Origin of the sequence: Falsochrobactrum tianjinense (genome assembly GCF_019100495.1) — a bacterium.
GTDB lineage: Bacteria > Pseudomonadota > Alphaproteobacteria > Rhizobiales > Rhizobiaceae > Brucella > Brucella tianjinense.
Genome location: NZ_JAHRVA010000003.1, coordinates 394,608 through 406,888, shown reverse-complemented (window position 1 = coordinate 406,888; position 12,281 = coordinate 394,608). Strand labels below are relative to the sequence as shown.

Below are 12,281 nucleotides of genomic sequence, written 5' to 3'. Positions count from 1 at the left end.
AACTTCTTCTGCAAGCTCAAGGAGTTCAAGCGCATTGCCATGTGTGCCGACAAAACCGACCAGAGCTTCAACGCAATCATCCAGATTAGCTTGCGGTCTTCCTGTGATTTTGCTTAGTGCAAATACGATTGAGTGTGGAATATTGAATTCGTGGATACCGGAAAATGACAATTCTCGTGACAGGCGGAGCTGGCTATATCGGCTCGCATACTTGTGTTCAGCTGATTGAAGCTGGTTATAGCATCGTGATCGTTGATAATTTTGCCAATAGCCATCCGGAATCCTTGCATCGCATAGAAAAAATCACCGGACGCGCACCACGCCGCGAGACGGGCGATATTCGTGATCGCGCATTTCTGGAACAGGTTATACGACAGAATAAATGCACCGCAGTTATTCACTTTGCGGGTCTCAAGGCCGTCGGCGAGTCGACCGAGAAGCCATTGTTTTACTACGACTGTAATGTCGTGGGTACCTTACGCCTGTTGCAGGCCATGGAAGCCACTGGTGTCAAGACATTGGTGTTCAGTTCGTCGGCAACGGTATACGGCGATCCGCAAAGGTTACCGATTGTCGAAAACGAACCCCTTACTGCAACCAATCCGTATGGCCGAACCAAGCTGGTCATCGAAGACATGCTGCGCGATCTCTATAATAGCGACAATAGCTGGAAAATTGCCATTCTGCGCTATTTTAATCCGGTCGGTGCGCATGAAAGCGGCTTGATTGGCGAAGATCCCAAAGGTATTCCGAACAATCTCATGCCCATTATTGCGCAGGTTGCGACCGGACGCCGCGAAAAGCTCAGTGTATGGGGCAACGATTACGCGACGCCCGACGGTACCGGGATTCGCGACTATATTCATGTGGTCGATCTGGCGGCGGGCCATCTCAAGGCGCTTGAAAAACTTGATGAACCACAATGTTTTTCGGTCAATCTGGGTACCGGGCAAGGCCATAGTGTTCTGGAAGTCATTAAGGCGTTCGAACATGCCTCAAATCGTGAAATAAAATATGAGATAGCCCCTCGCCGTCCCGGTGACGTGGCTACATGCTATGCGGACCCAGGTTTCGCGCGCAATTTCTTGGGCTGGTCAGCTGAAAAGAACCTGCGCGAGATGTGTCAGGATATGTGGAACTGGCAATCAAAGAATCCGAACGGGTATGAGTGAGCCCCCTTTAAGATCGCATCCGTCGTCCCGGCTTCTCTTTTTCTTTTTTAAACCAGGGCGCAGGTTCTTTTGCCTCGACATACGGCAGCAAGCGTAAGGGCTGCGGTTGCAGATGGCCCGTAATGACCGGATACACGGAGATTGCTTTTTTCATCACCTGCAAGCTGGCAATATTCGTATAACGTGTCTCTCCCTCCGTTCGGCCCAGATGCCCGGTAATGTCTTCCATGATCGACATTTCTATCCCCTTCTGTTTCAGCGTGTTGCTGAAACCATGCCGCAACGCATGGATTGCGCTACCCCAAAGCTGATCACCAAGCCCCGTTTCCGCTTTCAGCAAAGGGACAAAGCTCTTGTAGAAACGATCACCGGTATCGTTTTTGCGTCTTGGAGCGACCAATTCCGGAAATAAATATCTGTGTCCGAGTTCCTTCAAACGCTTTGCGTAGTCGATAAAACCCAGTCGGATAAGCTCATCTGGTACGGGGAGATCGCGGACTGATTGGAGGTTCTTCAGTCCTCGGAGCTCATTTTCCTGAATTTTGATGGACCAGATACCTTCATCCTTTGCATAAACCACCTCATCGACCATGAGGCCCGTAAATTCGGCGCGTCTTGCGCCCAGATATGCGTAAAGCATTGGCACATAATAAAGGGACGAATGATATACGGCCTGCCCAAACTCCCGCATTTCCTGCGACATGGGCCCGGCACAACCGGCGAACACCGGAATCTGGAAGATCGGTTCAACCTGCTCAGGACCGGGTTTAGCAGTCAGCGCCCGAACGGATGCGAGGCTGCGTTTCTTCGGCTTGATTCCTTTGAACGTAAATGCCCGTAACATGAAACCTGAGGCGACAAGATGGTTCAGGAACTGTTCGAGATTACCGAGGTGGCGTCTGATGGTCCCGCTAGACAAGCCGACCTTGGGTGCTGGCAAATTAAGTTTTTGTGCGCGGATTACTTCCCGTTCTGTCGCCTCACGTAATTGCACGGTCGTCATTGCCACGTAACGCGAACTGCTTCCCCATCTCGCAAGGATGTTATTGAAATGCTGACGCAACGCCGCCAAGTGGGTCTGATTAATGGCACTGCTCGTGAGAACATTGTGCTCGCCCAGAATACCACAAAAAATGCGAACAACTGTCTTGACGTCCTTTGCCGTGCCTTCGTTCCAGTTCTCACGGTTGTTGGCGATCAGAAGATCGCACTGCTTCATGAATTGCTTCACTGGCAGGTCCTCCCCAGCAAGCCCCAGCATGTCAGATGCTGATACAGGAACAGGATTTTCCACGACCGGCTGTGGCTGTGGCTGTGGCTGTGGCTGTGGCTGTGGCTGTGGCTGTGGAATGAAATCCGGCACAGGTTCCACATTTACAACCGGAACAATTGGTGCTGGCCGGGCAGGTTCTGGTTCAGCCTGCTCGTCAGGATAATCAATGAGATAGCGATCATCGGTATCGAGAAGAACGTCTGCACGCGCTTTGAAATATTCAGCCTTGGCCTTTTCGAAATTAAGGATCGAATAAGACAGACCATGCTCTTGCATGAGCGCACGCATTTCGTCGACGAAGCGCGAAGATTCTGCGTCCTCGCGCTCGCCGCGATAGGTTGCGGCGATCCCCTGATACAGGCTCTGCGGGACCTTCGATTGCTCCAGAAAGCGCCAACCCTGGCAGCTTTCCTCTTCAAACAAGACACGACGGGTGCCAAATTTTTCCAGAAGCCTGTATGCCCACCCGACTTCCAGATCGGCGGCCAGATTATCGATCTGATGGAAACCTGTCGGGGTGCGCTGGCCTGCAAATTGCAGGTTCTCCATATGATCATTCATCCGCGCGATTTCGGACTGAAACAATCGTTCGAGGGCTTCTTTCGACATCAATGCACTTCGCGGATTTTCTGCTATTTCAAACAGCATCAGATTAAGCTTGCGGGCCATACGACCCGCCTGGCGATGATCTGATTGTTTAAGGCTGAATGCAAGATGACGCGCGCCGATATGCGCGCTCATCCGTGCTGGAAGACGCGGACGCCAGTAAAAAATATTTCCGCGCCGCTGAAGGTTTTGGACCTGATGTCTGACTGCCATAAGAAGCTCGCCGTTTGGAGCCACGAGACAAGCCGACCAAGGCGAATCGGCATGTGTCATAGCTCTGTGTCACAGTTTCGTGCACATTCGGCGAAATGGAGAAAAGCTTGAGGATTCCCAGCCGGGAAACATTAAGTAAAATCAATAAGTCATTGATTTTACGCATGATTCATGGCTGGGGCGCCTGGATTCGAACCAGGGAATGCCGGTACCAAAAACCGGTGCCTTACCGCTTGGCTACGCCCCAAGAATCAGTGGCTTATGAAGCAACCGCCTTATATCCACTTCACAAACAGAGCGCAATCGCCAAACTTAGTCGAAAATCGGGACCAATGACCACAATAACTTTGACTGCCCTCTCCGCGATCATTCAAAAAAGCAAGAGAGCCATCAATTATACCGTCAACTCAAATCGACCTCCCTAAACGGAAATTTTTTCTTTGTTCTCAACGGAATAATGTCAAAAAAATACCGCCACAAGTCCTCTTGCCCATGACGACATATCTGGTCTTCTGACGTGACAAGAGTCGCCATGCTGTCATTCCCACGGCTCATCGAGCAGGCTCGGGCAAGCGACACGAAAGCGCCGGAGAAAGGCCAAGAAGGTAGCCCGTCGCGCATCTTAGGATTTACGCGACATCTCATTGATATATCGACATCATGATGTCATAATGATTGATATGAACATCAATCATGACTATAGGCCCCTTTATGCAAAAATCGAAGCGGCGCTGGCTTCCGACATTTCGGACGGCATCCTCCTTCCCGGTAGCCAGCTTCCGCCGGAAGACCGCCTAATCGAGCGGTTTAGTGCCAGCCGCACAACAGTGCGCAAGGCGGTTGAGAATCTTGTATTGCGCGGACAGGTCGAAATCCGACGCGGCAAAGGCACCTTTGTCACGAAGCCCAGGATCAGTCAGGAACTGACCGAGTTGACCGGTTTCGTCGAGGACATGCAGGCACTCGGCCGCACTCCAACCGCCCGGCTATTGGACAAGCAAATTGTGCCCGCGGATACGAACGTTGCTCGGCAACTGGCAGTGCCACCAGGCAGCTTGGTGATGCGGATTCAGCGCGTCCGTCTTGCCGATGGCGTCGCCATATCGTTCGATGAAACCTATCTGCCTCGCAAGATCGGAGAAAAGATTGTCACGCACGATCTGGATGCGGAGCCGATCTTTTCGTTGCTCGAAGGCAAATACGATTTGCCGTTGACTGAAGCGGAATATCGACTTGAAGCCGTTACCGCCACTCCCAATGTAGCACAGGCTCTCGCCGTCGATTCCGGCAGCGCCGTCTTTCTGATCGAGCGCACGTCCTACACCGAAGGCCATCGGCCAATCGATTATGAAAAGCTTCACTATCGCGGCGATCTGATTAGCTTCGTCACTCGCTTGGCCCGTCGCTCACATGACCGTCCGTGACCCGGAGTCCAAGAAATGACCCCCCTATTGCTGTTCGTGGCCGCTTTCGGTGCAAGTGCTCTTGGCGGAGTGCTCGGCATGGCGAGTGGCATCTTCATCGTGCCGATCCTCACGCTGCTTTTTGGTGTGGACATCCATATCGCCATTGGAGCGAGCATCGTTTCGGTCATTGCCTGCTCATGCGGCAGCGCGGCCCCGTTCCTCAAAAGTCGCCTGACCAATGTGCGTCTTGCCATCGTCCTTGAGACAGCCACCACATTCGGCGCGCTAACAGGGGTGCTTCTCATTGGGATCATCTCCACGTCAGTTCTGTATGGCCTCTTTGCGGCCATCCTCGCAGTTTCGGCTAAACAGATGCTCGCACGGCGGCACGAGGTGATCGACGCGAGCACCCCGAACGTGAAGAGCTGGGCCACGATTCTACGCCTGCATTCCAGCTTTCCTGACCGCGTGTCTGAACAGGAAGTGTCCTATCAAGTCGGTCGTATTCCGCTCGGCATGGTGCTGATGTATGGAGCAGGCTTGATTTCCGCATTGCTGGGAATCGGCTCCGGCGTCCTGAAAATTCCAGCGATGGACACCGCCTTGCGGCTTCCCATCAAGGTCTCAACCGCCACGTCAAATTTCATGATCGGGGTGACGGCTACCGCCAGCGCGGGTGCCTACTTCGTGCGGGGCGATATAGACATTGGCATTGCGGGCCCAATCGCCCTCGGTTCGGTTGTCGGCGCGCTCGTCGGCGCACGCCTGCTGATGGGGCTACCTACCGACAAGCTGCGCGTCTTCTTCGTGATTATTCTGGCGCTGCTGGCGGTTCAGATGCTCATGAGCGCCTTTGGCATACAAATTTTCGGAGGGGTAGCATGAAACCTGGGGCAGACAATTTTGAACAGCGGAATCAGGTCATCGCTGGGCTACTCTGGTACGGAACATGGTTCGCGACCGCACTGATTGCCGCCGGTGTTCTCTTGTCCGCTGCCGAGCCATTCCTAGGCTCACTCGCGCTTCCGCTAAGCGGTTATGACGCTGTGAAGGCTGGCGTTGCAGTGTTTATTCTCTTGCCAGTAGCACGGGTCATGCTAATGCTGACCATCTTCTTACGAGAGCGTGACTACGCCTACACTGCGATTGCGGCGCTTGTACTGGCGATCGTCGCGACCAGCGTCCTCATTGAGCTGTGAACGGTTCTTGAGACGTGACGGCCTAGGACTTATGCGTGACCTTGCCCCGTTGAAATAATCCATGCTGAAGTAAGCTCTGGCCCATTGTGAGGACGAGTGAATGAAGCGCAACCGTTTACGGACCGAACAGATCATCGGCATTCTGAAAGAACACGAGACGGGCATTCGTGAGGCTTCCTCCACAATAGACGACGATAGGCTCCGGAGACGACGATAGGCTCCGGCAGTATTTTGTTTTTTCAGCAATTGATGTCGGGGTATGGTGTAAGGTCGGCGGCGTTCGGCGGCACCAAAATCATTCCCACTCGATTATCAACAAAAGAAATTAATCGTTTAAAAACAATTGATTATAATATCAACCTCGTACGATGCCATGAGAAATACCACATGCCACTCAATGACACGCAGGGAACCTCTTGCACCTCGTTAAGTCACGCATTGTCTCCCACTAGACCCTATAAGAAGTGCTGGAGCAGCTCAAAGCAACCGCGTTCCGATGCTTGCGCAAGCTTGAGACCGCCTGCATCTCGATGCGCTCCAGCCGGAGCCGGATATCATTCCGATCCCGCTTGATGGGGCAACGCGCCCAGCCTCAATTGGGCCTCGGTGATCTGCACCCGCACGGGAACTCCTAGAAGCCGCTCGGCTTCCTTCTGGTGTTCCATCACATCGCCTTCGACTGGCAGGCTGGTTAGAACCACCTCGCCGGTTCGTTCGTCCGCATGCGTACCCTGTAGGCCAGGAAAGAGGCCGGCCAGCTCAGCGGAGTTGTCTGTCAACGCCTGGCGCAGCTCGGCCTGGGTGTAGGGCACGCCGGTAATGAAGTTCACCACCAGGGTTTCTCCGCACACATCGTCGAAAACCTGCGATTCAACCGGGTCCACGCTGGTCAGCCGCACAACAATACGGTGTTCTGGGGTGTTGTCCCGATAGATGCCGGCGAGGTGCTCTCGGTGTGTGGTGCGCAGTTCCTCGATCAGGCCATCCGTGGCGAGCTGCACCCGGAGACGATCCCGCTCGGCCTCGGTGTCACCGTCCAGAAAATCGGCGCTGCAATCGAATGCCTGCCGGGCCTCGGCATGGGCCTCGATGGCCAGCGTTGAGAGAAGGGCGGTAAAAATAACGACGATTCTGCTTTTCATCATGTCTCCTCATCGGCAATGTATTGGCCAGAATTTTGACATCAAGGGCCCTTCTTTTGAGTGTTGTTGCCACATCCAGTTCGCCACGGCCAGGCTTCGGCCCGGTCCTCGTCGCTCTAGGGGCCATGCTGTGGGGCACGGTCGGCATCGCGTCCAAAACGCTCTACGGCATCGAGGACGTGCCACCGCTGGTGGTTGGGTTCTTCCGCCTGGCTCTGGCCGTGCCGCTGCTGGCCGCCTGGTGCTGGTGGCGGCTCGGGCCGGCCACCTTCCATTTTCCCGGCCGCGATCTGTTCCGCATCGCCACCCTGGGTGTGGCCATGGCGCTCTACCAGGTGTTCTATTTCCAGGCCGTCGCCCTGATTGGCGTGGCCTTGGCCACCCTCATCACCATTTGCTCGGCCCCGGTCTTGGTCGGCGCGGCCGCCGTGATCCTCCTGGACGAGCCGGTGACACGCCGGATCGTGACGGCGTTGCTGATCGGTCTGGTAGGGGCGGGCCTCTTGGTAGGCGTGCCGTCGGACGCCGGCGACCCGGTCGGCGTGCTGCTGGCCCTGGGGTCGGCGCTCTCCTATGCGGTGTTCGTGCTGTGCAGCCGGTCCCTGGCACACCATGACCCTGGCAAGATCATCGTCGTGGGGTTCGGGGCGGGGGCTTTGTTCCTAGCTCCGTTCGCTCTCACTACCGATGTCCCGTTCGGTACCTGGTCGGTGTCGGCATGGGCGGCGCTGCTGTATGTGGGCCTGGTGCCCACTGCCCTGGCGTACCTGCTGTATTTTCGAGGGATGCGGGACACGCCGGCAACGCCGGCCAGCATCCTGGCCCTGGCGGAACCGCTGACGGCCACCGTGCTGGCCTTCGTGCTGTTCGATGAACGTTTGAGCCTGCCGGCGATTATCGGGGCGGCGCTGCTCATGCTGACGATGGTTATCCTGCTGCGGGGATCTAGGCGGGGGAAGGGGACGCCAGAGGGGAATTGAAAAGGGCGGCTCTTGGCCGCCCTGGGTGTTACTGCTTTTCACGCTTCTCGCGCCTCCGGAGCCCTGCAAGGCGCTCTGCTTGAGATTGCCCCCACTTCCCGGCAGAAAAAAAATAGCGATCTCTGAAAGCGTCCAGACGCTCCCGCAGGCGTTCCATCTGAGGTCCGTAGCCTTTCGCGTCAAGCATTTGACCCAAGGCCCAGAACGCAAAAATTATGCAACACACCAAAGCCAGCACTAGCATCCATTCCGAGATGGTTTGCGGGGGAATGTTGAAGTCCATAACAACTCCTGGGTGATTAGTTTCGCAGTGCCCGCCGAATCTCGGCGCGGGCCTGTAGAAAATCCTCGCGGGTCGCGAGGCCCGTTTCGGCCTGGTAGAACAGGACCATGAACATGTTAGCCGTTGCCTCGGCCAGCGGCCCCAGCTCGCGGGCCGCGGCCTGGTCCAGCCAGTCGATGGTGTTCAGCCCCGCGGCCGCGTGCTGAATTGCTTGTGAAACATCAGTAGTATATTGCGTTGCCATGTCGATCACCTCTCGCACAGGTGGTCAATGGAAGTGCCGGCCGTGCACACCTGCCGCCGGCCGGCGCGTTTTCAGGTCCTAGAACCCTTCCTCACAAACTGAGCGACTTCGGATTTTGTATCGACGCTGGCGTCCGTGTTTTGCATCATGTCCATCGCCGCTTCTGCAAAGCCGGACTGTTCTTCCTGCATTCGCGTACCGCTGCCCACTCCTCCCGTAAGGCTATTGCCATCAAACCTGGGCGCGTCGTTGGCTCCCATAGCATTATCGACCTTCGCCGCCAGGCCTTCGGGACTTCCTGGTGTTGGAATTGGAGCCTGCTTTGTTTTGCCCGTTGCTAAGTTCGCCATGGTGTCAGCACCGAACCGAGTCATCTTAGCCGCTGCACCTGCAATGCCTCCCTGAACGCCGCCGAGAGGGCGAGCAAGCAGATCGCTGCCAGCGTTGATGTTCTGACCTGCCATAGAGGCGGCGGCCACGATCTTTCCGGCACCGGCCGTGGCAAGGCTTCCGACAGTCATTGCAGCAGCACCCGCCGTGGTGGCCGCACCGAACATGGCGCCGGCACCAAAGCTGCCCGCAGCACCCACACTGCCAACGGCGCTGCCCGTGACAATGCCGGCGAGCATTGGGGGAATCTTATTCACGAGGAACAGCAACATCACCCCAACCACTAGAATCACACTCAGATCGTGTTTCGACAAACCATCACTGATCTGCGCGTAATAGCCGTCGATAAAATCCTTGCCGATGGCGACGATAAGGACCATCCCCATTAACTGCGCCGCGATCCCGAGGATCGCGCGGTAGTAACCGATGGCCAGCTCGGAGGTCCAACGGCTGCCCCCCATACCCAAGAAGAACACTCCGCCATAGAGCAAAACCCAAGCGGACACCTGAACAATCAGCAGATTCACCGCGATAATGGCCATGATAATCAGCATCACGAGACCAAGAACTTGCATGATGAGCGAATCCGCCCAGCCACCCAATCCAATCCCCCTGACCGATTCGCGCGCCTTCTCATCCAGCTCGAAGCCCATATCCAGGATGGCGGAAGGGCCGAGTTTGGTGGACCCGAGACCTCCCGCCTCCCCGGCAAGCTGTTTCAACGAATCCACAATGGTGCCGGCGATGTTGTAGCCGGAAACCGCATTGGACAGGAAAAACCAAAAAATGCCGATGAACATGATAAAGCGGAAGAACTCGGCGAAGAACTCGCCAATATCGGCCTTCCGCAAAATCATGGTTCCGGCAGTCCAGACTAAAGAGATCGTCGCTAGGGACCAAAATAGCCGGGTTGCCGCACTGACGATGGTGCTGCTCCATTGCGAGGACGCACTTTCGAACCGGCTCAGTGCATCATCCATGACGTTGGCACCTTGAACGTCAGCAAGCGCCGGTTCGGCAACGAGCAGGATCACCGCGAGAGTCAATAACCCTTTCCAAACGTTGGATTTCATCAGTTCCACCACTTAGCGATTAATATTTGGATGGAGCGCTTGGCTTGAAACCAGGCCTGTTCAAAGCCTCGATCCTCTTGATCGTTTCGCACTCGTCGAGGAACGCGATCCGATCCGCTTCCCGGCTCATTTGGTCCAAAGCCTTCTGGATGTAATCGTCCGCGCAGGTGCTTGCTGTCGCCTCTACCTTGGAGTCGCCGCAGCCGGCCAAGCCGACCGCGATGACCAGTGCCGCGATGAAACGCATCGTTTTCATACGCCCTCCTCAATATTTTGACGGAGCACTGGGCTTGAACCCGGGCTCGTTTAGTGTCTCGATTATCGCGTCCGTCCTGGCTTTCTCGTTGGCCTCATCCTGCATTTTGGCGGTGACGGCCGCTTGTTGCGCTACGAGCGCCGTGCGCATCTGAAGGAGCTGATAGGCTTGTTGACCTGCGAGCTGATTGGCGTAGCCGATGGCTTCCATCTGACCGCGCGCGCCCTTCGCGGCGCCCTGAAGCCGTTTGAGCTGCCGGGCGTCATCCTTTAGGTCTTCGAGCTGACCGGCGGCAATTTCCGCGCTGGCTTTGTTGGCCTCGGTGCGCGCTTCTGATGCCACCGCCTTCGCCTCGTCCAGCTTGGCGCGTTCCGCTGCGGTACAGTTGCCGCCGTTGAAGCACGGACTGTTCCGGTAGAAATCCAGGTCCTGGAATTTCTCCAGGTAGCTATCCAGGCTGCCGAACTGGTTTTGCAGTTGGCTGAGCCGGTCGGTGGCGGCCACCAGGCCGTCGATGGTGCCCTGGGCCTGGTCCCAAATCTGCTGGGCCGGGGCGAGCGAGTTTTGCAGTTGGTTTTCATACTGCTGCAACTGCGTCTGGTACTGCTCGATCTGCTTGAGCGTCTGAGACGCGCTCTCGATCGCGGTCATGATGTTTTGCGTCAGGTTGGTGCCGTCCATTACAGGGATGCCGGCATGAGCTGGCGAAAACGGAATGGCGACCAAGCTCAGAACGGCGGCCGCACTGATGGCGATGATGGTTTTACGCATCGTCGGATTCCTCCGGTTTGATTGAATTTTTAGCGGCTAAATTGGCCGGGCCAGGAACGGGCTGGCTTAGCAGGTTGCCAGCCAGGAGATCAGCGACAGCCTCGGTCGGGTAATAGAATTTGCGCCCGACTTTAACGCGTCGTGCATGAAGAACTTTGGCCCACTCTTCCACACGAATTGATAACGCCGCCTTGACCGTGGCAGGGCGCCTGTTCAGAACTTCGCCTAATTCGTCCGAGTCAAGCGTGGGGCCATATTTCTCCAGAAGAAACTCAAGTGTTCGGCTCACAAAAAAGCACCTCGTAGAAATGAATCACAAGGTGCATATTGCCGAAACTTCGGCCATTATTTAGTGTATGTTTTGGGATTTTTTTCTACACCATATAGAACCAGGTATTATTTAGCTAAACACTTATGAAAAACCGCACTGAACTCGCACGGGAAATCACCCAATCAGTAGCCCTTTTGTATGAATTAGCACGGCGGGTAGCGATTCCAGAAAAGCCGGAAACGGCTTATAGCTGCTACCATTTTTCCAGCGTTTACGATGGCTATTCGCAGGAGGCCACGCAAACGAACACAACAAAAAAATGGCACCCGTTTTTCCGGGGTGATCGACCGCTAACAAAGCGGGCGTTGGATATGCTGGAATCGGTTCCAATGTGGGCGGATGCACGACAGGTCTACCACAGCGGCCCCGCTGGCCTCTGGCGGGCGCTGTGGGGCGATATGTGCGATCAAGTTGCCTGTGTTCGGACTCATCCGAACTGCACTCCTAAAACCTCCTTGCACGAAGCATGCCGTTTAGTTGAAATGTCAGTGCTGTGTGCCGGGAAAGGGGAGATCAGCCTCGTCGACCTTGTGCGGTCCGTGGCGCTCTACCGGTTGCGCTTGGAGATTGAACCAGCGGCTCGAATCGATGGCATCGGTTTGAACATGGCCGGTTGCGCATGGAGCCTGATACAAAGCTGTCTCGACGAAAGCGCCGTTTTGGGTGAGCTGGATGCACTCAGGGTCAAGGAACCGATCCACCGGGAGCTAGCCGCTCTTGAAACAACGCGGGCGGCCACCACCCCTCGATTAGCCCTTTGATTGAGGATGTCGTAGCTGGGGGTAAACAGAATCCATCGGAGTGTAGCTGGCAATCAATCAACAACATGCCACACCGTGGCCACGCTGAACGAGGTCGTTGATGAAGATGGCTTTTTCTCCACCTGATGAACGACAGGCACAGCATGACAATCATTCTCGTTGCGGGGAACGATACCAGTTG

General features: G+C 55.6%; 14 protein-coding genes and 1 tRNA gene. 6 read left to right on the top strand and 9 right to left on the bottom strand.

Annotation, left to right across the window (positions count from 1 at the left end; genetic code table 11):
- The first annotated feature begins 164 nt into the window (after positions 1–164).
- Positions 165–1,172: a UDP-glucose 4-epimerase GalE gene (gene galE, locus KUG47_RS09655; RefSeq protein WP_217677739.1), complete on the top strand. Its 1,008-nt coding sequence runs from the start codon at positions 165–167 to the stop codon at positions 1,170–1,172.
- A 7-nt stretch (positions 1,173–1,179) separates the two neighbouring features.
- Here galE and KUG47_RS09650 read toward each other — a convergent pair whose 3' ends face one another.
- Together KUG47_RS09650 and KUG47_RS09645 are read right to left on the bottom strand one after the other, a co-directional pair.
- On the bottom strand, positions 1,180–3,264 hold the full coding sequence (locus KUG47_RS09650) for a DUF6538 domain-containing protein (protein ID WP_340162799.1): 2,085 nt from the start codon (positions 3,262–3,264) through the stop codon (positions 1,180–1,182).
- A 172-nt stretch (positions 3,265–3,436) separates the two neighbouring features.
- Positions 3,437–3,511: transfer RNA gene (locus tag KUG47_RS09645), tRNA-Gln, on the bottom strand.
- A 433-nt stretch (positions 3,512–3,944) separates the two neighbouring features.
- Between KUG47_RS09645 and KUG47_RS09640 the strand changes: the two genes are divergently transcribed.
- Genes KUG47_RS09640 through KUG47_RS09630 form a run of 3 tightly spaced genes read left to right on the top strand, consistent with a single transcriptional unit; the run spans position 3,945 to position 5,869 of the window.
- A complete protein-coding gene (locus tag KUG47_RS09640) occupies positions 3,945–4,688 on the top strand; it encodes a GntR family transcriptional regulator (protein ID WP_217677814.1) in 744 nt (247 codons plus the stop codon).
- 15 nt (positions 4,689–4,703) lie between these two features.
- Positions 4,704–5,555, top strand: coding sequence for a sulfite exporter TauE/SafE family protein (locus tag KUG47_RS09635; protein ID WP_217677737.1), 852 nt, complete (start codon positions 4,704–4,706; stop codon positions 5,553–5,555).
- Complete coding sequence (locus tag KUG47_RS09630) at positions 5,552–5,869, top strand: DUF1634 domain-containing protein (protein ID WP_217677736.1); 318 nt, start codon at positions 5,552–5,554, stop codon at positions 5,867–5,869. The genes KUG47_RS09635 and KUG47_RS09630 overlap by 4 nt, the downstream gene beginning before the upstream one ends.
- Before the next feature lie 554 nt (positions 5,870–6,423).
- Here KUG47_RS09630 and KUG47_RS09625 read toward each other — a convergent pair.
- Positions 6,424–7,014: a hypothetical protein gene (locus KUG47_RS09625; protein WP_217677735.1), complete on the bottom strand. Its 591-nt coding sequence runs from the start codon at positions 7,012–7,014 to the stop codon at positions 6,424–6,426.
- Positions 7,015–7,034: 20 nt separating this feature from the next.
- Here KUG47_RS09625 and KUG47_RS09620 point away from each other — a divergent pair, with 20 nt between their 5' ends.
- The gene (locus KUG47_RS09620; protein ID WP_340162796.1) at positions 7,035–7,991 is read left to right on the top strand and encodes a DMT family transporter; all 957 of its coding nucleotides are present in this window, start codon (positions 7,035–7,037) and stop codon (positions 7,989–7,991) included.
- Between the two features lie 28 nt (positions 7,992–8,019).
- Here KUG47_RS09620 and KUG47_RS09615 read toward each other — a convergent pair whose 3' ends face one another.
- The 6 genes from KUG47_RS09615 to KUG47_RS09590 all read right to left on the bottom strand — a co-directional run bounded on the left by KUG47_RS09615 (position 8,020) and on the right by KUG47_RS09590 (position 11,297).
- Entirely contained in the window at positions 8,020–8,274 is a 255-nt protein-coding gene (locus tag KUG47_RS09615; protein WP_217677733.1) for a hypothetical protein, read from the bottom strand.
- Positions 8,275–8,290: 16 nt separating this feature from the next.
- Positions 8,291–8,518, bottom strand: coding sequence for a type I toxin-antitoxin system ptaRNA1 family toxin (locus tag KUG47_RS09610; protein ID WP_217677732.1), 228 nt, complete (start codon positions 8,516–8,518; stop codon positions 8,291–8,293).
- A 71-nt stretch (positions 8,519–8,589) separates the two neighbouring features.
- Entirely contained in the window at positions 8,590–9,981 is a 1,392-nt protein-coding gene (gene trbL, locus KUG47_RS09605; protein WP_217677731.1) for a P-type conjugative transfer protein TrbL, read from the bottom strand.
- A gap of 19 nt (positions 9,982–10,000) precedes the next feature.
- Positions 10,001–10,237, bottom strand: a complete 237-nt coding sequence (gene trbK / locus KUG47_RS09600; RefSeq protein WP_217677730.1) for an entry exclusion lipoprotein TrbK — start codon at positions 10,235–10,237, stop codon at positions 10,001–10,003.
- A gap of 9 nt (positions 10,238–10,246) precedes the next feature.
- The gene (gene trbJ, locus KUG47_RS09595) at positions 10,247–11,008 is read right to left on the bottom strand and encodes a P-type conjugative transfer protein TrbJ (RefSeq protein WP_217677729.1); all 762 of its coding nucleotides are present in this window, start codon (positions 11,006–11,008) and stop codon (positions 10,247–10,249) included.
- Positions 11,001–11,297, bottom strand: coding sequence for a hypothetical protein (locus tag KUG47_RS09590; protein WP_217677728.1), 297 nt, complete (start codon positions 11,295–11,297; stop codon positions 11,001–11,003). Before KUG47_RS09590 ends, trbJ begins: the two co-directional genes overlap by 8 nt.
- A gap of 125 nt (positions 11,298–11,422) precedes the next feature.
- On the opposite strand from KUG47_RS09590, the gene KUG47_RS09585 reads away from it, so the two are divergent.
- Positions 11,423–12,100, top strand: coding sequence for a hypothetical protein (locus KUG47_RS09585; RefSeq protein ID WP_217677727.1), 678 nt, complete (start codon positions 11,423–11,425; stop codon positions 12,098–12,100).
- Positions 12,101–12,281 lie beyond the last annotated feature (181 nt).